The organism is Nocardioides sp. GY 10113, from assembly GCF_004919105.1.
Classification (GTDB): Bacteria; Actinomycetota; Actinomycetes; order Propionibacteriales; family Nocardioidaceae; genus Nocardioides.
In genome coordinates this window covers 50,832-72,544 of the sequence record NZ_STGK01000010.1, presented here as the reverse complement: position 1 = coordinate 72,544, position 21,713 = coordinate 50,832, and the positions used below count along the sequence as shown (strand labels likewise).

Annotated in this window: 19 protein-coding genes; 13 read left to right on the top strand and 6 right to left on the bottom strand. The window is 72.7% G+C overall.

Features of this window, described 5'->3' with window-relative positions; genetic code table 11:
- Nucleotides 1-7: 7 nt before the first annotated feature.
- The 10 genes from E8D34_RS13155 to E8D34_RS13110 all read left to right on the top strand — a co-directional run bounded on the left by E8D34_RS13155 (nt 8) and on the right by E8D34_RS13110 (nt 11,582).
- Nucleotides 8-1,513, top strand: a complete 1,506-nt coding sequence (locus E8D34_RS13155; RefSeq protein ID WP_240771336.1) for a rhamnulokinase family protein — start codon at nt 8-10, stop codon at nt 1,511-1,513.
- A gap of 4 nt (nt 1,514-1,517) precedes the next feature.
- The gene (locus E8D34_RS13150) at nt 1,518-2,291 is read left to right on the top strand and encodes a (Fe-S)-binding protein (RefSeq protein ID WP_136595102.1); all 774 of its coding nucleotides are present in this window, start codon (nt 1,518-1,520) and stop codon (nt 2,289-2,291) included.
- A complete protein-coding gene (locus E8D34_RS13145) occupies nt 2,288-3,760 on the top strand; it encodes a lactate utilization protein B (RefSeq protein ID WP_136595101.1) in 1,473 nt (490 codons plus the stop codon). The genes E8D34_RS13150 and E8D34_RS13145 overlap by 4 nt, the downstream gene beginning before the upstream one ends.
- Nucleotides 3,761-3,810: 50 nt before the next feature.
- Nucleotides 3,811-4,446, top strand: coding sequence for a lactate utilization protein C (locus E8D34_RS13140; RefSeq protein WP_136595100.1), 636 nt, complete (start codon nt 3,811-3,813; stop codon nt 4,444-4,446).
- Complete coding sequence (locus E8D34_RS13135; RefSeq protein ID WP_136595099.1) at nt 4,443-4,676, top strand: LuxR C-terminal-related transcriptional regulator; 234 nt, start codon at nt 4,443-4,445, stop codon at nt 4,674-4,676. Before E8D34_RS13140 ends, E8D34_RS13135 begins: the two co-directional genes overlap by 4 nt.
- A 189-nt stretch (nt 4,677-4,865) precedes the next feature.
- Nucleotides 4,866-8,075: a family 78 glycoside hydrolase catalytic domain gene (locus E8D34_RS13130; RefSeq protein ID WP_136595098.1), complete on the top strand. Its 3,210-nt coding sequence runs from the start codon at nt 4,866-4,868 to the stop codon at nt 8,073-8,075.
- Between the two features lie 218 nt (nt 8,076-8,293).
- Nucleotides 8,294-8,932 (top strand): hypothetical protein, encoded by a 639-nt coding sequence (locus E8D34_RS13125; RefSeq protein WP_136595097.1) that lies wholly within the window; start codon nt 8,294-8,296, stop codon nt 8,930-8,932.
- Between the two features lie 57 nt (nt 8,933-8,989).
- The gene (gene thpR, locus E8D34_RS13120; RefSeq protein WP_136595096.1) at nt 8,990-9,565 is read left to right on the top strand and encodes an RNA 2',3'-cyclic phosphodiesterase; all 576 of its coding nucleotides are present in this window, start codon (nt 8,990-8,992) and stop codon (nt 9,563-9,565) included.
- A gap of 194 nt (nt 9,566-9,759) precedes the next feature.
- A complete protein-coding gene (locus E8D34_RS13115) occupies nt 9,760-10,254 on the top strand; it encodes a SigE family RNA polymerase sigma factor (protein WP_136595095.1) in 495 nt (164 codons plus the stop codon).
- On the top strand, nt 10,251-11,582 hold the full coding sequence (locus E8D34_RS13110) for a hypothetical protein (RefSeq protein ID WP_136595094.1): 1,332 nt from the start codon (nt 10,251-10,253) through the stop codon (nt 11,580-11,582). Before E8D34_RS13115 ends, E8D34_RS13110 begins: the two co-directional genes overlap by 4 nt.
- Before the next feature lie 112 nt (nt 11,583-11,694).
- Here E8D34_RS13110 and pntB read toward each other — a convergent pair whose 3' ends face one another.
- The 3 genes from pntB to upp all read right to left on the bottom strand — a co-directional run bounded on the left by pntB (nt 11,695) and on the right by upp (nt 15,593).
- Nucleotides 11,695-13,125 (bottom strand): Re/Si-specific NAD(P)(+) transhydrogenase subunit beta, encoded by a 1,431-nt coding sequence (gene pntB / locus E8D34_RS13105; RefSeq protein WP_136595093.1) that lies wholly within the window; start codon nt 13,123-13,125, stop codon nt 11,695-11,697.
- Between the two features lie 4 nt (nt 13,126-13,129).
- On the bottom strand, nt 13,130-14,665 hold the full coding sequence (locus E8D34_RS13100; protein ID WP_136595092.1) for a Re/Si-specific NAD(P)(+) transhydrogenase subunit alpha: 1,536 nt from the start codon (nt 14,663-14,665) through the stop codon (nt 13,130-13,132).
- A gap of 283 nt (nt 14,666-14,948) precedes the next feature.
- Nucleotides 14,949-15,593, bottom strand: a complete 645-nt coding sequence (upp, locus tag E8D34_RS13095; protein WP_136595091.1) for a uracil phosphoribosyltransferase — start codon at nt 15,591-15,593, stop codon at nt 14,949-14,951.
- Nucleotides 15,594-15,771: 178 nt separating this feature from the next.
- Here upp and E8D34_RS13090 point away from each other — a divergent pair, with 178 nt between their 5' ends.
- The 3 genes from E8D34_RS13090 to E8D34_RS13080 all read left to right on the top strand — a co-directional run bounded on the left by E8D34_RS13090 (nt 15,772) and on the right by E8D34_RS13080 (nt 17,520).
- On the top strand, nt 15,772-16,263 hold the full coding sequence (locus E8D34_RS13090; protein WP_136595090.1) for a tRNA adenosine deaminase-associated protein: 492 nt from the start codon (nt 15,772-15,774) through the stop codon (nt 16,261-16,263).
- A 23-nt stretch (nt 16,264-16,286) separates the two neighbouring features.
- A complete protein-coding gene (locus tag E8D34_RS13085; protein WP_136595218.1) occupies nt 16,287-16,721 on the top strand; it encodes a nucleoside deaminase in 435 nt (144 codons plus the stop codon).
- Nucleotides 16,722-16,941: 220 nt separating this feature from the next.
- A complete protein-coding gene (locus E8D34_RS13080; RefSeq protein ID WP_136595089.1) occupies nt 16,942-17,520 on the top strand; it encodes a hypothetical protein in 579 nt (192 codons plus the stop codon).
- 118 nt (nt 17,521-17,638) lie between these two features.
- On the opposite strand, the gene eda is transcribed toward E8D34_RS13080, so the two are convergent.
- From eda to zwf, 3 genes are read right to left on the bottom strand one after another with little or no spacing between them, the layout of a single operon-like run.
- Entirely contained in the window at nt 17,639-18,271 is a 633-nt protein-coding gene (eda, locus tag E8D34_RS13075; RefSeq protein ID WP_168929432.1) for a bifunctional 4-hydroxy-2-oxoglutarate aldolase/2-dehydro-3-deoxy-phosphogluconate aldolase, read from the bottom strand.
- Nucleotides 18,258-20,141: a phosphogluconate dehydratase gene (gene edd / locus E8D34_RS13070; protein WP_206056720.1), complete on the bottom strand. Its 1,884-nt coding sequence runs from the start codon at nt 20,139-20,141 to the stop codon at nt 18,258-18,260. The genes eda and edd overlap by 14 nt, the downstream gene beginning before the upstream one ends.
- Nucleotides 20,142-20,167: 26 nt before the next feature.
- A complete protein-coding gene (gene zwf / locus E8D34_RS13065) occupies nt 20,168-21,637 on the bottom strand; it encodes a glucose-6-phosphate dehydrogenase (RefSeq protein ID WP_136595087.1) in 1,470 nt (489 codons plus the stop codon).
- Nucleotides 21,638-21,713 lie beyond the last annotated feature (76 nt).

Here is a 21,713-nt window from a genome sequence, read left to right as displayed (position 1 = left end):
CTCGAGCGTGTCTGAGCAGGGGAGCCCGGCGGGGTCGGTGCGGGTCGCCGCCGTCGACCTCGGCGCCACCAGCGGCCGGGTGATGTCGGGGCGGATCAGCGCCCAGGGCATCGAGCTGAACGAGCTGCACCGCTTCCCGAACGGGGCGGTCCGGGCCGGGCGATCGTTCTTCTGGGACATCCTCGGCATCCACCGGGAGATGCTGGTCGGCATCCGCGAGGTGGCCCGGACCGGGCCGCTGGACGGGATCGGCATCGACTCCTGGGCGGTCGACTACGGCCTCCTGGACCGCGACGGCCAGCTTCTCGGCAACCCGTTCAGCCACCGCGACCCCCGCACCGACGGGATCGCGGGCCAGGTGATCGACAAGATCGGCGCCGACCGGCTCTACGCGACCACCGGGATCCAGCAGCTGGCCTTCAACACCATCTACCAGCTGGTCGCCGCGCAGGGCACCGCGGCGCTGCAGTCAGCGGAGTCGCTGCTGCTGCTCCCTGACCTGCTCGGCTACTGGCTGACCGGCGAGATGGGCGCGGAGCGCACCAACGCCTCGACCACCCAGCTGTACGACGTCCACGAGGGCACGTGGGCGATCGACCTGTGCCGCCAGCTCGGCATCCCGTGGTCGATCCTTCCGGCGCTGCGGGACCCGGGCTCGGTCCTCGGCCCGGTGCTGCCGGACGTGGCGCGGGAGATCGGCGCCGGCGTCGACGTCCCGGTGATCGCGGTCGGCTCCCATGACACCGCCTCCGCGGTGGTCGGGGTGCCGGCGACGACCGACCGGTTCGCCTACATCTCCTCGGGCACCTGGTCGCTGGTCGGGCTGGAGCTCGACAAGCCCGTGGTGACCGAGGAGGCCCGCCGGGCCGACTTCACCAACGAGGGCGGCGTGGACGGGACCATCCGGTTCCTGAAGAACGTGATGGGCCTGTGGGTGCTGTCGGAGTCGATGCGCGCGTGGGACGCGCGGCGGCTGGGGCTCTCGCTCCAGGGTCTGCTGGCTGCGGCTGCGGGCTTCGAGCCGCTGAGGACCGTGATCGACATCAACGACCCGCGGCTGCTCACGCCGGGCACCGCGAGCGACCCGATGCCGGAGCGCGTGGTGGCGCTGGCGCGGGAGGCGGGACAGCCGGAGCCGGCGTCCCCGGTGGCGATCGCGCGCTGCATCCTGGACAGCCTGGTGGTCGCCTACCGTCGCCACGTGCGCACGGCCGCCGAGCTGGCCGGCGTCGACCTGGAGGTCGTGCACGTCGTCGGCGGCGGCTCGCAGAACGAGCTGCTGTGCCAGCTGACCGCGGACGCCTGCGGGCTCCCGGTCGTGGCCGGCCCGACGGAGGCGGCCGCGCTCGGCAACGTCCTGGTCCAGGGCCGCACCCTCGGCGCGGACCTGCCGGACCTGGCCGCCATGCGCGGCCTGGTCCGCCGCTCCTACGACGTGAAGCAGTACCAGCCGCGCACGGGACTGGACTGGGACGCCGCCGAGGCGCGGGTCTTCAGCGGTCGGGCAGGATGACCCCATGCGCGTAGCGCTCATGGTCACCTGCGTGAACGACGCGATGTTCCCGGGCACGGGAGCGGCCGTCGTCCGGCTGCTGCGCCGGCTCGGCGTCGAGGTCGACTTCCCCGAGGCCCAGACCTGCTGCGGCCAGCCGATGGTCAACACCGGCTACCTCGACGAGGCGGTGCCGGCGGTGCGCACCTATGTCGACGCCTTCGCCGGGTACGACGCGATCGTGACGCCGTCCGGGTCGTGCGCCGGCTCGGCGCGGCACCAGCACGGTCTGGTGGCCCGACGCGCGGGCGAGAACGGCAGCGACCCCGGCCTGGCCGAGGCGGTCGCCGCCGCGCCCCCGACGTACGAGCTGACGGAGTTCCTGGTCGACGTGCTCGGCGTGACCGACGTCGGCGCCTACTTCCCGCACGCGGTGACCTACCACCCGACCTGCCACTCGCTGCGGATGCTCGGGGTGGGGGACCGGCCTCGGCGGCTGCTGGAGGCGGTGCGCGGGCTGCGCCTGGTCGAGCTGCCGAACGCGGACCAGTGCTGCGGCTTCGGCGGCACGTTCGCGCTGAAGAACTCCGACACCTCGGTGGCGATGGGCAGCGACAAGGTCCGCCACGTCCGCGGGACCGGGGCCGAGGTGCTGGTCGCCGGCGACAACTCCTGCCTGATGCACATCGGCGGGATGCTGACCCGCCAGCGCAGCGGTGTCCGGGTGATGCACCTGGCCGAGATCCTGGCCGCCACGGAGGACGAGCCGGCGGCTCCGGCGCCGGGGGCGGCGCGATGAGCGGCACGTTCGTCGGGATGCCGACGTTCCCGAGCGCGGCGCGCACGGCGCTGGCCGACACCCAGCTGCGGCACAACCTGGCCCACGCCACCGGCACCATCCGCGGCAAGCGGGCGTCCGTGGTCCGCGAGGTCGAGAACTGGGAGGACGTCCGGCTCGCCGGAGCCGCGGTCAAGGACCGCGCCCTGCGCACCCTCGACGAGCAGCTGGTCCGGCTCGAGGAGTCGCTGACCGCCCGCGGCGCCACGGTCCACTGGGCGAGCGACGCCGCCGAGGCGAACGCGATCGTCACCGCGATCGCGCGGCAGCACGCCGTCGACGAGGTGGTCAAGGTCAAGTCGATGGTCACCCAGGAGATCGGCCTCAACGAGGCGCTCGCCGAGGCCGGCATCGCCGCCTGGGAGACCGACCTGGCCGAGCTGATCGTCCAGCTCGGCGGCGACCTGCCCAGCCACATCCTGGTGCCCGCGATCCACCGGAATCGGGCCGAGGTCCGCGAGATCTTCCTGCGCGAGATGGCGAAGGTCGGTCGCCCCGCGCCGGTCGACCTGACCGACGAGCCGGCGGTGCTGGCGGGCGCCGCGCGCGAGCACCTGCGCGAGAAGTTCCTGCGCGCGAAGATGGCCGTCTCCGGCGCCAACTTCGCGATCGCCGACACCGGCACGTTGGTGGTCGTCGAGTCCGAGGGCAACGGCCGGATGTGCCTGACGCTGCCCGAGGTGCTGGTCTCGGTGGTCGGCATCGAGAAGGTGGTGCCGACCTGGGCCGAGCTCGACCCGCTGCTGCGGCTGCTGCCGCGCTCCTCCACCGGCGAGCGGATGAACCCCTACACCTCGACGTGGAGCGGGATCACCCCCGGCGACGGCCCGCAGGAGGTGCACGTGGTGCTGCTCGACAACGGCCGGACCCGCGCGCTCGCCGACGAGGTCGGCCGCCAGGCGCTGCGCTGCATCCGCTGCTCGGCCTGCCTCAACGTCTGCCCGGTCTACGAGCGCACCGGCGGCCACGCCTACGGCTCGGTGTACCCGGGCCCGATCGGCGCGATCCTCAACCCGCTGCTCAAGGGCACCGGGGTGGACGAGCAGACGGACTCGCTGCCGTACGCCTCCTCGCTGTGCGGTGCCTGCTTCGAGGCCTGCCCCGTGCGCATCGACATCCCCGAGGTGCTGGTGCACCTGCGCTCGAAGGTGGTCGACGCCCACCGCTCCGACCGGATCCCGAAGCCCGAGGCGCTCGCCTTCCGCGGCGCCGCGTGGGCGTTCGCCGATGCCGGCCGACTGGCCCAGGTGGAGCGTGGCTCGGGCCTGGCCGGGAAGCTGCTCGGCCGCCGCCGTACGACGCTGGGACGGCTGCCCGGACCGGGCGCCGCCTGGACCGACGCACGCGACCTCCCGGTCCCGCCGACCGAGTCCTTCCGGGCCTGGTGGGAGCGGACCGACGGCGGCCGCGACGAGAGCGCCGGTGGTTGAGGTGCGAATCAAGTGAGCCTCGAGACCACCGCACGTGGAAGGAGTGAGCGATGAGCGCCCGCGAGGAGATCCTGGGCCGGGTCCGCGCCGCCCTCGCCGACGTGGAGCCCACCGAGGTCGAGCACGCCCCGGTGGTCGCGCCGCCGGGTGCCGCCGGTGGCTCCGCGGAGGAGGTGCTGGACCTGTTCGCCGAGCGGGTCGAGGACTACCGCGCGGTCGTCGTCCGGTGCACGCCGGAGGGCCTCGCCGCGGCGGTCGCCGACGCCGTACCGGCCGGTTCGCGGGTGGTCGTCCCCGATGCGCTGCCCCGCGAGGTGGTGGCCGGGATCGACGGCGACCTGGTTCCCGACGACGGCCTGAGCGCGGCCGAGCTGGACGCGGTCGACGCGGTGGTCACCGCCTGCCGGGTCGGCATCGCCGAGACGGGGACGATCGTGCTCGATCACCAGCCCGACCAGGGCCGCCGGGCGGTCACCCTGGTGCCGGACCGCCACGTCTGCGTGGTCCGGGCCGACCAGGTGGTCGCCGACGTGCCGGACGCGGTCGCGGTGCTGGACCCCTCGCGCCCGCTGACCTGGATCAGCGGCCCCAGCGCGACCAGCGACATCGAGCTCTCCCGGGTGGAGGGCGTGCACGGTCCGCGCCACCTGACCGTGATCGTGGTCGGCGGCCCCGGAGAGCGGTGACCGGCCGAACGAGCGTCGATCCGGCGGCCGCCTTCCGGTGGGAGCCGGGGTCGCAGGACGTGACCGTGCTGGGCCTGGTGGCCGCCGGCCACACCACCGAGGCGATCGCCCGGCGGCTGGAGGTCTCCGACCGGACGGTACGGCGGCGGCTGCGCGCGGCCGCCGACGACCTCGGCGTGGGCACCACGATCGAGGTCGTCGTGCACGCGGTGCGCACCGGGCTGATCTGAGCGCGCGCATCCGACCTGCTCGCTGTGACGGGGTCGTGTGCCCGAGAACCCGCCATGGCGGTGCCTGAGGCACACGACCCGACCGGAGGTCGAGCCTGTGGCCGCATCCGGTCACCCCTCTTGTGACGACCGTCACCGACTCCCTAGCGTGCCTATGAATCGTTTCACGCCGTCTCGAGGGAGCCTCCGTTGTCCGCTCGTCGTCCATCCGTCCTGGTGCTCGCCGTCGTGGCGCTGCTCCTGGCCGTGCTGTCACCAGCGCAGGCCGATCCGTCCCCGTCGGGGAGTCCGCAGCCCACCGGCCTGACCGTCGGCCAGCGCACCGCACCCGCCGACGTCGACGACGTGACCGGGCCGCTGCTCGGCTGGCAGGTGCCGTCGGCCGACCAGACCGCCTACCAGGTCCAGGTCGCGACCAGTCGCTCACGGCTTGCCGCGGGCCGGCTCCACTGGGACTCCGGCCGGGTCGACTCCGGCGCCAGCACCAATGTGGCCTACGCCGGCCCCGAGCTGGCGCGCGGCGCCTCCTACTCCTGGCAGGTGCGCACCTGGGACGGCACCGGCAAGCGGTCGCCGTGGTCGCGCCCCGCGCGCTTCGGCACCGCCCTCGGCGGCGACTGGCGGGCCAGCACCCCGGTCTGGCTGGGTGACCCGGCCGCGCTCGGCTGGCACGACTACACGCTCGAGGCGACGTTCTCGGTCACCACGCAGAACGCCACGATCGTCTTCAACGCCCAGGACGCCAACAACTACCTGATGTGGCAGCTGCGCGGCGACGGCGTCAACACGCTCGCGCCGCACCAGCGCGTCAACGGCTCGTTCGCCCAGCTCTCCTCGACGCCGCTCGGCGTGACCTTGGAGCGCGGCGTCGACCACCGGCTGCGGATGGAGGTCGACGGCTCGACCGTGCGCACCTACCTCGACGACCGCCTGGTCGACACGACCACCGACGCCCGGTTCACCTCCGGCACCATCGGTTTCCGCACCGGCGGCAGCGAGCGCAGCTCCTGGGACGACCTCTCCGTGACCGCGGCCGACGGCCGGGTCCTCTACGCCAACGACTTCTCCGCGGCCGGCAGCGACTTCTCCTGCGCCACGGTCGACGGCGGCCGGCTGAACGTCGGCACCGGCCAGAACTGCGTCTACGGCCTCAGCGGCGCCGACTGGGCGTTCCTCCGCGGCGAGGCCACCCCTGCCGACAAGGAGATCGAGTGGGCGACCGTCTTCGCCACCGGCTCCTCCCCGGAGCCCGGTCGCCAGTACGTCTACAAGCTCTGGCTCAACGGCGAGTTCGTCGGCCTCGGCCCGACCCGCTCGATCGCCCGTGAGACCCGCTACGACGGCTTCGACGTCACCGACCTGGTCCGCCAGGGCGAGGCCAACGCTCTCGGCGCCCTCGCCTGGTCGACCCGCGACCGCGGCTTCCAGGCGCAGCTCGTCGTCGGCTACCGGGACGGCTCCACCGACTCCTTCGGCACGGGCTCGGACTGGTCCGCCATGCCCGGTGACAGCGTCTTCCCTGCCGCCGGCTCGATCGGCACCGGCTACTTCACCGCTCCCAAGGAGAACATCCAGTCGGCGTCGTACCCGACGGGCTTCCACACCCCCGGCTTCGACGACGGCGCCTGGGTGTCGGCGCGCGAGCTCGCGGCGTACGACGACCTGGTCGCCACCCCGACCGACAAGGTCACCCAGCGGCTCGAGCTGCCCGTCGAGGTGGTTGAGAAGGAGCCGGGCCGCTACTTCGTCGACTACGGCCGCACCTGGATCGGCGGTCTGAGCGCGGACCTGGTCGGGACGGCCGGCCAGCAGGTCGAGCTCCGGTTCGGCGAGGAGCTGTGGGGCCCGCAGGAGGTGCGGTCGAACCTGCGCACCGGCAACCAGTACAAGGACATCTGGACGCTGGCCGACGGTGAGCAGCACCTGGAGACCTGGGGCATGCGGGTCTTCCGCTACCTGGAGGTGCTCGGCGCGCCGACGGGCCTCGGCATCGAGGACTTCCCGGCGCTGGCGCAGGTCTACCCCTTCGACGCCGAGGGCGCCGTCTTCGACTCCTCCGATGCGTCGCTCAACCAGGTGTGGCAGCTCTCGCACGACACCGTCGAGGCGACGAACCACAACCTGTACGTCGACTCCTGGACCCGCGAGCGCGAGCCGTACGAGGCTGACAGCTACCTGCAGATGATGGCCAACTTCTTCTCGTCCTCGGACCCGACGCTGGGCAACTACTCGATCGACTACCTGCTGACCCGGCGTACCTGGCCGACCGAGTGGCCGCTCTACACGATCCTCGCGATGCACGACAGCTACCAGCAGACCGGAGACGTCGCCCAGCTCGAGCGCAGCTACGACCAGCTGGTCGCCAAGCTGCCGACCCAGTGGGTCGAGGCGTCCACCGGCCTGATCCGCAAGGACAGCCGCTCCAACGGCTGCAGCAGCCAGACCGACTGCGACATCGTCGACTGGCCCTCCTCCGAGCGCGACGGCTACGTCTTCCGGCCGTACAACACGGTGATCAACGCGATCAGCTATCGGGCCTTCATGGACATGTCCGCGATCGCCACCGCGATCGGTGAGGACGCCGACGCCGCCGACTTCGCCGCCACCGGCGCCCGGCTGCGTGACGCGATGAACAAGTACCTGTGGGATGCCGCCGCCGGCGCCTACCGCGATGGCCTCAACGCCGACCGAAGCCCGGTCGCGCACCACGCCGTGCACGCCAGCGTCTTCGCCAGCGCGTTCGGGGTCCCGGACGCCGAGCGTGCGGCCCGCGCCGCGGAGTTCGTCGGCGGGCAAGGCATGCGGTGCAGCGTCTACTGCGCGGCGTTCGTCATCGAGTCGCTCTACAACGGCGACCGCGGCGACCTCGCCCTGGACCTGCTCACCGACGACGGCACCCGGAGCTGGATGAACATGATCCGCAACGGAGCCGGCGCCACCGCGGAGGCGTGGGACGCGTCGCTGAAGCCGAACATGACCTACTCGCACCCGTGGGCCGCGTCGCCGGCGTACAACGTGCCGCAGGGGCTGTTCGGCATCCGTCCGACGACGCCGGGCTACGCCACGTACACCGTGCGACCGCAGGCCGGGGCGATGGAGTGGGCGCACGTCATCCTGCCGACGCTCAAGGGCCGGATCGGCGCGGCGTTCCACCAGCACGACGGGCGCACCGACGTCGGCGTCGCGGTGCCCGGCAACACCGTCGCGACCGTGTCGGTGCCGGCCGCCGGGGCTACCGAGGACGTGCTCTACCTCGACGGGCGGGCCGTGCCGGCCGTCCGCGAGCGTGGCTTCCTGCGGGCCAAGGTGCCCGCCGGCTGCCACACCCTCAGCGTCGCCGCCGACGACGCCGAGGCGGCGGTGGCCGATGACGAGCGGCTGACCGCGGTCTGCGGCTGACCCGGCGGCCCGGACGGTCACCGGTCCCGGCACCCGGCGCGCGTTCTCGGGCGCGCCGGGTGCCGGTACGACGTCGGCGCCGCGGGCGCTCGCTGACCGAGTCGTGGGAGCGGCCGCGGTCGCGTCGTGCAGCCGGCATGATGGCCGGGTCAGGTGCGCCGCTCCCGCCGACCCGAAGCGCCTGCTCGTCCGACACCGATCGATGACATGGGGATTCGATGAAGATTCGTGCGCTGCTTCCCGCGCTGCTCGCCGCCGCGCTGCTCCAGGCTCCGGTGGTCGCGCCAGCCGGCGCCGCCGACGGCAGGGTGCAGACCGCGACCGCCTGCGACCCTGCCCGGTACCGGAGCCACTACCGGGTCGAGGTGGCCACCACGCGTGGGCAGGTGACGCACCTCCGGGTGAGTGCCGTGCCTCCGCACGGCAGCCGGGTGGGGACCCTCCTGGTGCCCGCTCAGGACGTGCTGACGGCGACGGTCCGGTTCCGCGGCGGTCGCGCGCTTCGCCCGTCCGGCGCGGCCGCGGTGCTGGACGCTGCGGCGTCCGAATCCGGGCTCCGCCTGCGGAGCGCCGGCTCGACAACGCTCCGGCACGCGGCGCGCGTACGGGTCGACCTGCGCAACACGACGACTCGGAACCAGGCCTTCCCGGTCTTCCGGGGCAACATGGTCGCCGCCGGATCCTTCCGCCGCTACTCCTGCCGGGCCGGGCGCGGCGCGAACGCCGGGGCGTACGTCGTCACCTACCGTGAGGGCCGGTGGAGGTCGTTCGGCAGCCCGGTTCGCGGCTGGCGGCGCTGCGGCCAGGACCCCTCCGGCCCGATCGCGGCCGCCGCGGTCCGAGAGGGCTGTGCCTGACGCCGGGCACGACCGGGGAGCGCGCGTCGGGGTGCCCGTACACGGGATGATGGCCCGATGGGCACCCGACTCTTCGCCGCCGTCGTCCCGCCGGCCGACGCCGTGGAGCACCTCGAGGCCTTCCTCGAGCCGCGCCGCGACGCCGCCGACTTCCGCTGGACGCTGTCCACCCAGTTCCACGTGACGCTGGCGTTCCTGCCCGACGTGGTCGACCACCTGGCCGACGAGTACGTCGACCGGTTGGCCGAGGGGCTGGAGCGGACCCCGATCCCGGACCTGCGCCTGGCGGGTCCGGTGGTCTTCCCGGACGCCGCCGCGACCCGGGTGCTGGCGGTCGGCGTGGCGCCGGTCAGCGAGGCCGCCGACGTGGTGCTGGAGCGGATGGCGGGCCGGGCGCGCAACGCGGCGGTCCGGGTCGGGACGACCGTCGACGGCCAGCGGTTCCGCCCGCACCTGACCGTGGCCCGGCTGCGCCACCCCGCCGACACCAGCAACTGGGTGCGGCTGCTGGAGACCTACTCCGGGCCCGAGTGGCCGGTCTACGAGGTGGCGGTGATCGCCTCCCACCTGGGGGAGGGGGCTGCGGGGCGGCCGCGGTACGAGGTGCTGGCGGAGATCCCGATTGGCGGGTGAGCGGGGGTGCGGGAATCACCGGTGGACCGGGGATTCCTGCGACAGGAGTGACGAAGCACCGCACGCCGCAGAAAATGCCTGCTGTCCTCAGGCAACCCTTTGGTGGTGTGGTGACCTTGTGGTGGGTGTGAGGGTCATGTGGAGCGACCGCGCCGGGGCGCGGCGGGGCCGGACAGGGCGCTGGTGAGACGTCGATGGATGACGACTTCGCCGACTACGTCGCTGCCCGGTGGCCCGCCCTGTTCCGGACCGCCCACCTGCTCACCGGGCGCCGCGAGAGCGCCGAGGACCTGGTCCAGGAGGCCCTCGTCACGGCGTTCTCCCGGTGGGACCGGATCCGGTCGATGGATGCTCCGGACGCCTACCTGCGCAAGGTCATGCTCAACACCTACCTCGGCGAGCGCCGTACCCGGCTGCGTCGCGCGGGACGGCTGAGGCTGGGCGCGCTGCCGCCGGATCCGGTGCCGGACCCCGCTGACGGCATCGACCTGTGGCGCGGCGTGCACGCACTGCCGCCGCGGCAACGCGCGGTCGTGGTGCTCCGCTACTACGAGGACCTCACCGAGGCCGACACCGCGGCGGCGCTGGGCTGCTCGGTCGGCACGGTGAAGTCGCAGTGCCATCGGGCGCTGACGGCGCTGAAGCGATCCCTCGCCGAGCACCCAACTGCGGAGGAGCAGCCGTCATGACCGCCCCGATCGAGACCGAGCTGCGTCGACAACTCGCCCGGTGGGCCGACGTCGACGTGCCGCCGCCGCCGGACCTCGGCGCTCTGGGGCGTCGGAGCCGGGCCCGCGCTGCCCGGCACCGTGCCCTGGCCGTCGTCGCGGTCGCCGCGGTGGTGGTCGTCGTGGGCGCCATCGCCCTGGTCGGGTCGATCGGCGGCGGCGACGGACGGCCGCTCCCCGCCCAGCTGCCGTCGCCGACTCCTTCGCCGACCCCGTCGTCGATCCAGAAGACCCAGTCGCCGCAGACCTGGGTCGACACGAAGGTCGCGGCCGGGGAGGGGTACGGCTGGGAGATCGCCGACCCGTTGCGGGCGACCCGGGGCGCGTGGTTCGCGATCGCGACCGAGCACCTCGAACCGGCGGGTAGGAGCCTGGAGGGCCCCGACGACACCGTCTTCGGCGTCGAGTTCACGCTGCCGGCCGAAGGGTCCTCCTTCGACACGGACGACCCCGCGCAGTCGGCGCATGACACCTACGGACGTATCGGGCTGGTCGTCGACCCCGATGCGCCGGACCCCTCCGTCGGATGCCGGTTCTTCCCCCGGCAGACGGCGGCCAGCAACGGTGCGGTGTGGTGCACGGACGAGACGGTCACCGGTCCCCGGGGCGAGCCCGGGACCCTCACCCGGTGGGAGCGGCACTGCGGCGCCTACGAGGGCCCCGCCGTGGCGCCCTCGACGTGTGGTGACTACCAGGTCGCGGTGGCGATCGAGCGCCGCGACGGCCGGACCGGCTACGTCCTGGTCGAGGGGCGCGGCACGCCCGACTTCAACCCGTTCGCCACCGCCGCGATGGCGGCGGCGGCCGCCGACCCGCGACTCACCCTGCCCGACGCGGCGGTGGCGATGCCCTCGGACGACACCGTCGCCTCCGTCGTGCAGGACCACTTCCCCAGCTTCCGACGCGACACGCGGAGCTGGGCGGGGAACCACCCGGGTCTCGCCGCCGTCGAGGGTGCGCTCACCGACCGGAAGGGGTTGATGGTCACGGTGCAGCTCGCCGGGGCGGATCCCGTCTGCGGGCGCAGCTGGCTGATCGGGTGCGTCGAGCGCCGCGTGTACGGCGGCGACGACCCGACGACGGTCTTCGTCGGCGCCTGGGACGAGGAGGACTGGGCCAGCTGCTGCCCCCGGAACTCGCGGGCCGACAGCCGTGAGCTCGTCTACGTGGGGCCACGCCACACCGTGCTGGTCCACGAGGGGATGATCGTGCGTGAGGACGAGGACCCGATCAGCGACGATCTCGACCAGCGCCTGATCGACCTCGTGCTCGACCCCCGGCTGCAGTAGCGGCGGTCGCGCTGGGTGGCTTCCGGTGATTCGTGGGGCTGCAGTGACGACCCACAGAACGACCGAGGGGCCGGCCCCACCGGGACCGGCCCCTCGTCGTACGCCGAGCGCGTCAGACCAGCACGCGCAGCGACTCCAGGATGTCGTCGACCCGCTCCTTCGCGTCACCGAACAGCATCTGGCTGTTCTCGCGGAAGAACAGCGGGTTCTGCACGCCGGCGTAGCCGGTGGCCATGGAGCGCTTGAAGACGATGACGTCCTTGGCGTTCCAGACCTCCAGCACCGGCATGCCGGCGATCGGCGAGGACGGGTCCTCGGCGGCGGCCGGGTTGACGGTGTCGTTGGCGCCGATGACGAGGACGACGTCGGTCTCGGGGAAGTCGTCGTTGATCTCGTCCATCTCGAGCACGATGTCGTAGGGCACCTTGGCCTCGGCCAGCAGCACGTTCATGTGGCCGGGCAGGCGACCGGCGACCGGGTGGATGCCGAACCGGACGTCGACACCCCTGGCGCGCAGCTTGGCGGTGAGGTCGGCGACCGGGTACTGGGCCTGGGCGACCGCCATGCCGTAGCCGGGGGTGATCACCACCGACGAGGCGTTGGCCAGCAGCTCGGCTGCGCCCTCGGCGTTGATCTCGCGGTGCTCGCCGTAGTCCTTGTCCTCGGCCGGGCCGGCCTCGATGCCGAAGCCACCCGCGATGACGGAGATGAACGAGCGGTTCATCGCGGCGCACATGATGTAGGACAGGTAGGCACCGGACGACCCGACCAGCGCGCCGACGATGATCAGCAGGTTGTTGTCGAGCAGGAAGCCCGAGGCGGCCGCGGCCCAACCGGAGTAGCTGTTCAGCATCGAGACCACGACCGGCATGTCGCCGCCGCCGATCGAGGCGACCAGGTGCCAGCCGAGCGCCAGCGCGACGATCGTGACCAGGATCAGCAGCCACAGCTGCGGGTCGATCACGAACCAGACGGTCAGCACCGCGAAGAGCGCCAGCGCGCCGAGGTTGATCGCGTTCTTGCCGGGCAGCACCAGCGGCGCGGACTTCATCTTCGCCGACAGCTTCAGGTTCGCCACGATCGAGCCGGTGAAGGTGACCGCGCCGATGAAGACGCCGATGAAGACCTCGGCGGAGTGGATGCCGAGCAGGCCCTGGAGGTCCAGGGCCACCGCGTCCCGGCCGTGCGGGTGCGCCTCGATGTGGAGGTAGCCGTTCCAGCCGACCAGTACGGCGGCCAGGCCGACGAAGCTGTGCAGCAGCGCGATCAGCTCGGGCATGCCGGTCATCTCGACCGTCCGGGCCAGGTTGAGGCCGATCGCCGCGCCCAGGCCGACCGCCACGATCAGCAGGATCGTGCCGAGCGTGTTGATGTCGGTGTCGATGGCCAGCGCGACGGTGGCGACCAGCGCCACGCCCATGCCGAGGATGCCGAAGGAGTTGCCGAGCTTGGCGGACTCGTGCTTGGACAGGCCCGCCAGCGCGAGCACGAAGAGCAGGCCGGCGACCAGGTAGGCCGCGACGGCGGCGGAGAAGATGGTCATCGGGTCAGCTCCTGGAGAACATGGCGAGCATGCGGCGGGTCACCGCGAAGCCACCGAAGATGTTGATGCTGGCCAGCAGGATCGCCACGAACGAGATGATCGTGATCGCGGTGTCGCCCTTGCCGATCTGGAGCAGGGCGCCGACCACGATGATCCCGGAGATCGCGTTGGTCACCGACATCAGCGGGGTGTGCAGCGCGTGGTGCACGTGCCCGATGACGTAGTAGCCGATCACGATCGACAGGGCGAACACCGTGAGGTTCAGCTGCAGCTGGGCCGGCGCGAAGCCGATCAGCAGGAACAGCGCGGCCGCGGCGATGCCGACCAGCCCGAGCTTGGTGTCGGACGACATTGGCTTCTTGGCCGGCTTCACCTCGGCCGGCGGGGCCGGGGCGGCCGGCGCCGGGGCGCCGGCGGAGACCTGCACCGGCGGCGGCGGCCACATCGACTCCCCGCCCAGCACGGTGGTGATGCCGCGCTGCACGACGTCGTCCATGTCGAGCGTCAGCTGGCCGTCCTTCTCGGGCGTCAGCAGCTTGAGCAGGTTGACGATGTTGGTGCCGTAGAGCTGCGAGGTCTGCGCCGCCAGCCGGCCGGCGAGGTCGGTGTAGCCGAGGATGGTGACGCCGTTCTCGGTCACCACCTTCTCGTCGGTGACGGTCGCCGCGGCGTTGCCGCCGTTGGCGGCGGCCATGTCCACGATCACCGAGCCGCCGCGCATGCCGGCGATGGTCTCGGCGCTGATCAGCTTCGGCGCGGGCCGGCCCGGGATCAGCGCGGTGGTGATGACGATGTCGGCGGCGCGGGCCTCCTCGTCGTACATCGCCGCGGTGGCGGCCTCCTGCTCGGCGGTCATCTCCTTGGCGTAGCCGTCGGAGGAGACCTCCTGCTCCATCTCGACGGTGACGAACTCCGCGCCCATGGACTCGACCTGCTCGGCCACCTCGGGCCGTACGTCGAAGGCCCGGACGATCGCGCCCATCGCCGAGGCGGCGCCGATCGCGGCCAGGCCGGCCACGCCGGCACCGACCACGAAGACGCGTGCCGGCGGGATCTTGCCGGCCGCGGTCACCTGGCCGGTGAACATCCGGCCGAACTCGTGGGCGGACTCGACCACCGCGCGGTAGCCGGCGACGTTCGCCATCGAGGAGAGCACGTCCATCGACTGGGCGCGCGAGATCCGCGGGACCGCGTCCATGGCCAGCGCGGTCACGCCGGCGGCCTGGAGCCTCTCCAGCAGCTCGGGGCTACGGGCCGGCGCCATCATCGAGATGATCGTGGCGCCGCTGCGCAGCCGCAAGATCTCCTCCTCGGTCGGCGCGTTGACCTTGATCACGACGTCGGCGGCCCACACCTCCGCCGCCGTGCCGACGCGGATGTCGGCCGCGGCGAACGCGGCGTCGGGCTGGTCGGCGGCGGCGCCGGCACCGGACTCGACGAGTACGTCGTAACCGAGCTGGCGTAGCTGTGTGGCGGTCTTCGCGGTCGCGGCGACGAGTGTCTCGCCTGCCTTCGACTCGCGCGGGATGCCGATGAGCACCTGTTCCTCCCAATGTCTCCAGGGCGCAAGTGGTCGCGAACGTACACAGGCGACCGCCCCGGTGGTAGACGTCTCACGCCCCAGGGGCGTGTGACCTCCGACTCACCGGCTGTGAGCCCGGTGGTGAGGTGCGGGCGAAGCCAGCCTCGAGACCGGCCGGGCCTCGGTGGTTTCGAGGCTCGGCGCCCGGGGCGCCTCGCACCTCAACCCACCGGGTTGCGACGCTCGGCGCCGGGGCGCCGGGGCGCCGGGGCGCCTCGCACCTCGACTCCGGCGGCGTCGGTCAGCCCCCGGCGACGCCGTAGAGACGGTCGCCGGCGTCGCCCAGGCCGGGGACGATGTAGCCCTTGTCGTTGAGGTGCTCGTCCATGGCCGCGGTGACCACGGTGACCGGCACCGCCAGGTCGCCGATCTCCTTCTCGAGGTTCGCGCAGCCCTCGGGGGCGGCCAGCAGGCAGACGGCCGTGATGTGGTCGGCGCCGCGGTCGACCAGGAAGCGGATGGCGGCGGCGAGGGTGCCGCCGGTGGCCAGCATCGGGTCGACGATGTAGCACTGCCGCCCGGAGAGGTCCTCGGGCAGCCGCTCGGCGTAGGTCGAGGCCTCGAGGGTCTCCTCGTTGCGGATCATCCCGAGGAAGCCGACCTCGGCGGTCGGCAGCAGCCGCATCATCCCCTCGAGCATGCCCAGGCCGGCCCGCAGGATCGGCACCACCAGCGGTCGCGGCGAGGCCAGGCGAACGCCGGTCGTCGGCGCGACCGGGGTGACGATCTCGTGCGGCTCGACCCGCACCTCCCGGGTCGCCTCGTAGGCGAGCAGCGTGACCAGCTCGTCGGTGAGGTTCCGGAACGTCGGGGAGTCGGTGTTCTCGTCCCGCAGGGCGGTGAGCTTGTGGGCGACGAGGGGGTGATCCACGACCAGGGTGCGCATGGGGGAACCCTAGACGCTGGGCGCCCGACAGGGCACCGTGCGCGGCGTCGGGCCGGTGGTCCGGCTCGGCCGTCCGGGCGGCCTGCTCAGTAGGTACGGGCGGTGAACTCTCTGGTGATGCGGCCGCGCGCGTGTCACGCTGGACCGTGCTGGTCCCGATGCCCCCTGGAGGAACGCGATGAACGAGCTGGACGAGGCCGCCGAGGTCGACTTCGCCGTGGCCGCGTACCGGGAGGACGGCGACTGGGTGGTCGAGGAGCTGGTGGTCGACCACGCCCGCGACATCGAGACGCTGGTCGGCGCGCTGCGCCGCTTCCCGGCCGACGGCGGCGCGGTCGGGATGGTCGCGGTCGACGAGGACTTCTTCCTGCTGGCACGCGTCGAGCCGCACCGGGTGCGGTTGCTGCTCTCCGACATCACGGCGGCCACGGAGTGGGAGCTGGCGGCGACCGCGGTCGAGTTCCTCGGCCTGCCGTTGCCCGAGGACGAGGACGACCCCGCCCCCGCCGGGAACCTGGACCTCCTCGAGGACCTCGGACTGCCCGCGCTCGACCTGGCGGTGCTGCTCGACGACGAGGAGCTCTATCCTGACGAGATGCTCTCCGAGGTGGCGCGCCAGATCGGCTTCGGCGAGCTCTTCGACGACGTGGTCGGGCTCACCTCGGCGTGACGACGAATCGTTGGCGCGGCCCGATGGAGGCCGCGCTGGAGGAGGCGCGCGCCGCGCTGGCGACGGGTGACGTGCCGATCGGCGCGGTGGTCCTCGACGAGTCGGGTGCGGTCATCGCGTCGGGCCGCAACGTGCGCGAGGCGGATGCGGACCCGACGGGGCACGCGGAGGTGGTCGCGCTGCGCGCGGCGGCGAGGTCCCGCGGCGAGTGGCGGCTGTCCGGCTGCACCCTGGTGGTGACCCTGGAGCCGTGCACGATGTGCGCGGGCGCAGCGGTGCTCAGCCGGGTGGACCGCGTCGTCTTCGGCGCGTACGACGAGAAGGCCGGCGCGGTGGGCAGCCTGTGGGACGTCGTCCGCGACCGTCGGCTGAACCACCGGCCGGAGGTGGTCGCGGGCGTGCTGGCGGATCAGTCGACGCGCCTGCTGGAGCGGTTCTTCGCCGGTCACCGCGGGTGACCGGGGCACCGATCCGCGCCCTGGGGGCGGTCTGGAGGCGGTCTGATCGCGGCCGGGGCGAGGGCGTTCCAGGGCTGCCCCAACCGGTCTAGACCAGTCGCCGCGGCAACCGTTGCTGCGCCCGAGCGGCGCTGCCTAGCGTCATGGGCAACCCCCAGGGATGCGGCAGTCCGGTTCGCTTCCCCCATCTGCTCGGGAGACTCCTGTGAACATCACCTCGGTGCGATCGCACCTCACCAGCGGGCGGGTCGGGCTCGTGCTCGGCCTCTTCGCCCTCGTCCTCGCGCTGGGCCTGCCCAGCCAGGCCGTCACCGGCGGCGCCCAGTCCACCGCGGCCGCGAAGGCCCAGGCCGGGCCCAAGGCGGTCAAGGTCTTCGGCGCCGCCAAGACCGGCTTCATCAACGACTTCACGGAGACGGACTACACGCCGATCGTCACCAAGAAGTTCCGGACCGCCAAGGGCTACCTCGCGGTCACCGGCACGGTCGGGGCCGAGGACGACTTCTCACTCGCCGGCGCGGGCCGGCTGCAGTACAACCTGCGGATCGACGGCAAGCTGGCGATCTCCGACTCCCTGGCCTACCAGCTGACCCACGTCGCGGACCAGACCGGCAACGCCGGTGCGATCACGATCGTGGTGCCGGTCAAGGCTCGCAAGCACAACGTGCAGCTCGTGGCTCGCGAGGCCGGCACGGGCAGCTTCGTCCGCGCTCGCCAGCTGTCGATCGTCTACACGCCCGGGGGCCAGGGAGTGCCGACCCCCGCGCGCCCCATCGCCCCGCGCGCGGTGCACCAGTGAGGGCTCGGCGAGCCCGCTGACTGATCCCGGTCACCCCCTGGCGACGCGTCGCCGGGGGGTGACGCCTGTCGCTCCGCGCGCGGCCGACCAGTCGGCGGCGGACCGGCGAGGACCGGTCTCAGCCCAGTGCGGCGGCCTCGGCGGCGAGCTTGCTGATCCGCTCCCAGTCACCGGTCGCGACGGCGTCGCCGGGGGTGATCCAGCTCCCGCCGACGCAACCGACGTTGGCCAGGCCCAGGTAGGTGGGCGCGCTGGCCGGCGTGATCCCGCCGGTGGGGCAGAACCGGGCCTGCGGCAGCGGTCCGCCGACCGACGTGAGGTACGGCGCCCCGCCGGCCGCCTCGGCGGGGAAGAACTTCATCTCGGTCAGTCCGGCCTCGAGCACGGCCATCACCTCCGAGACCGTCGAGGTGCCGGGCAGGAACGGGACCCCGGTGGCCTGCATGCCGGCCAGCAGGGTCGGCGTGCAGCCGGGGGAGACCAGGAACCGGGCGCCCGCGGCGACGGACGCCTCCGCCTCCGCTGGCGTGGTCACCGTGCCGGCGCCGAGCAGGATCTCGGGCACCTCCGCGGCGATGGCGGCCATGGCCTCCAGGGCCACCGGGGTGCGCAGCGTCAGCTCGATCGCCGGCAGACCGCCGGCGACCAGGGCCCGCGCCAGCGGGACGGCGTCGGCGACGCGGTCGATGACGACGACCGGCAGCACCGGCACGGCGTCCAGCACGGAGTCGGGCAGCTCAGGAGCGGACAACGGAGACCTCCCGGTCGGCGGCGGTGTCGGTGGCGTCGGCGGTCGGGGGGACGGCGGGCAGGCCGAAGACCGATGCCCCCTGGTCGGCCGGCCCGACCGTGGCGCGGAAGGCCGCGAACAGCTCGCGTCCCGTACCCGCCCACTCGGACTCGGTCGGCCGGTGCCCGGTCGGCTCACGGTCGGCGAGCACCACGTCCTCGCCGACCGTGAGCGTCCCGGCGTCGGCGTCGAGCGTGATCAGGTCGCCGTCGCGGAGCAGCGCCAACGGGCCGCCGAGGCCGGCCTCGGGGGTGACGTGGATGGCCGCCGGGACCTTGCCGGAGGCGCCGGACATCCGCCCGTCGGTCACGAGCGCGACCTTCTGGCCCCGGTCCTGCAGGACGCCCAGCGCCGGGGTCAGCTTGTGCAGCTCGGGCATCCCGTTGGCGGCGGGACCCTGGTAGCGGATCACCGCGACGAGGTCGATGCCGTCCAGCTCGCCGTCCTGGAACGCCTTGAGGAAGTCCTGCTGGTCGTCGAAGATCCGGGCCGGGGCGGAGACGTAGTGGTGCTCGGGGGCGACCGCGGAGGTCTTGACGACGCCGGTCCCGAGCGGGCCGTGGAGGACCTGGAGGCCGCCGTGGGCGGAGAACGGGTCGGTCGCGGGCCGGAGCACGTCGAGGTCCAGGCTCCGGTCGGGACCCGGGCGCCAGGTCAGCTCACCGTCGATCACCACCGGCTCCTCGGTGTAGCGCCGCAGGCCGGGGCCGACGATGGTCTCCACGTCCTCGTGCAGCAGGCCGGCGTCGAGCAGGGTGCGAACCAGGAACGCGATGCCCCCGGCGGCGTGGAAGTGGTTCACGTCGGCCGGCCCGTTGGGATACATCCGCGCGAGCAGCGGCACCACGTCGGACAGCTCGGAGAGGTCGTTCCAGGTCAGCTGGATGCCCGCGGCCCGGGCGATCGCGACCAGGTGCATCGTGTGGTTGGTGGAGCCGCCGCTGGCCAGCAGCGCGACGCAGGCGTTGACGATCGCCTTCTCGTCGACCATCTGGCCCAGGGTGGGGGCATCCTCGTACTGCGCCGTGCGGGCGACCGCGCGCGCGGCGGCCGCGTGGGTGAGCGCCTCGCGCAGCGGCGTACCGGGGTTGACGAAGGAGGAGCCCGGCAGGTGCAGCCCGAGCACCTCCATCAGCAGCTGGTTGGAGTTCGCGGTGCCGTAGAACGTGCAGGTGCCGCGGGAGTGGTACGACGCCGCCTCGGCCTCGAGCAGCTCCTCACGTCCGGCCTTCCCCTCGGCGAACCGCTGCCGCACCCGGGCCTTCTCCTTGTTCGGCAGGCCCGAGGTCATCGGCCCGGCCGGCACCCAGACGGCCGGCAGGTGGCCGAAGGACAGCGCCCCGATCAGCAGGCCGGGCACGATCTTGTCGCAGACGCCGAGCAGCAGCGCGCCGTCGAACATGTCGTGGGAGAGCGCGATCGCGGTCGCCATCGCGATCACGTCGCGGCTGTACAGCGAGAGCTGCATGCCCGCGCGGCCCTGGGTGACGCCGTCGCACATCGCCGGCACGCCGCCGGCGACCTGGGCGATGCCGCCGGCCCGCATCACCTCGTGCTTGAGCACCGGCGGGTAGTCGACGTAGGGCTGGTGGGCCGAGAGCATGTCGTTGTAGCTGGTGACGATCGCCAGGTTGGGCTTCCCGCCGCGGCGCAGCTCCTTCTTCTCGCCGGGGTCGGCGGAGGCGAAGCCGTGGGCGAGGTTGCCGCAGGCCAGGTGTCCGCGGGCGGGGCCGCTCAGCCGGGCGGCCTCGATCTTGGCCAGGTAGGCGGTGCGGGTCTGCGCGCTGCGCTCGACCAGTCGCGCGGTGACGTCCGCGAGGACCGGGTGCAGCTGCGCGGGTGAGGTCGTGGAGTGGCTCATGCTGGGTTCTCCTGCCAGGTGCGGCCGTCCCGAGACATCAGAGTGGACGCTTCGGCGGGTCCATTGGTGCCATCGGCGTAACAGATCGGTTCGGTGGAGGTGTCCTGCCACCGCGCCAGGATCGGGGTGATCCAGGCCCAGGCGGCCTCCACCTCGTCGCGACGCATGAACAGGGTCGGGAGGCCGCGGATGACGTCCATCAGCAGCCGCTCGTAGGGATCGGGGCAGCGCTCGTCGAAGGCGGTCGCGTAGCTGAGGTCGAGCGAGGCCGGGGTCAGCCGGATCCCGCCCGGGCCGGGGACCTTCGCGGTGACGTGCAGCTGCATGCCCTCGTCCGGCTTCATCCGGATCGTCAAGCGGTTGGGCGTGGTGGTGCCCTCGCTCTGCGGGAACATCGCGTGCGGCGGCTCCTTGAGAACCACCTCGATCGTCGACTCGTCGCGCGCCATCCGCTTCCCGGTGCGCAGGTAGAACGGCACGCCTGCCCAGCGCCAGTTCTGCACCTCCGCGCGCAGCGCGACGAAGGTCTCGGTCCCGGTGGGGACCCCGATGTCGTGCGGGTAGGACTCGTACTGGCCGCGCACGGTGAGGTGGTCGACGTCCTCGCCGACGAGCGGGGCCAGCGCCTGGAGCACCTTGACCTTCTCGTTGCGCACGGTCTCGGGCCCGATGTGCGTCGGCGGCTCCATGGCCACCAGGCACAGCAGCTGGAGCAGGTGGTTCTGGACCATGTCGCGCAGTGCGCCCGCCGACTCGTAGTAGTCGGTGCGGTGGCCGACACCCGGCCGCTCGGCCACGGTGATCTGGACGTGGTCCACCCACCGGGAGTTCCACAGCGGCTCGAGGAAGGTGTTGGCGAAGCGGGTGACCAGCAGGTTCTGGACGCTCTCCTTGCCCAGGTAGTGGTCGATCCGGAAGATCTGCCGCTCCTCGAAGACCTCGCTGACCGCGTCGTTGATCGCGCGGAAGGACTCCAGGCTGTTGCCGATCGGCTTCTCCAGGACGACCCGGCACTCCGGGCTGACCAGGTCGAACTCGGCCAGCCGGTGGCAGATCGGGGAGTAGAGCTCGGGCGCGACGGCCAGGTAGTAGATGCGGACCGCGGCGTCCCCGCCGGCGACCGCCGGCCGGTCCTTGAGCAGGCCCTGCAGGTCGTGCCAGCGCTCCGGCATGTCCGCGTCGATGCTCACGTGGTGCAGCCGGCGCATCAACCGGTGCAGGGCACCGGCCTCGAGGTGGTCCTCGGGGACGTGGTCGAAGAGCGCGTGGCCGACCAGGTCGCGGTAGCCAGCGTCGTCCAGGCCGCTGCGGGAGATGCCGATGATCCGGGTGCCCTCGGGCAGCTGGTGCTCGAGCTCGCGGTGGTAGAGGCCCGGCAGGAGCTTGCGCAGCGCGAGGTCGCCGGTCGCGCCGAAGACGGTGAAGTCGCAGGCGGGCAGCACGAGGTCGGGCGGCGAAACGGTCATTGGATCGAGGGTAGCCCCGCCTAGTGTCTTCGGGAAACCCAACTTCGGCATTTTCGGGACATAAGCACGGCCGCCG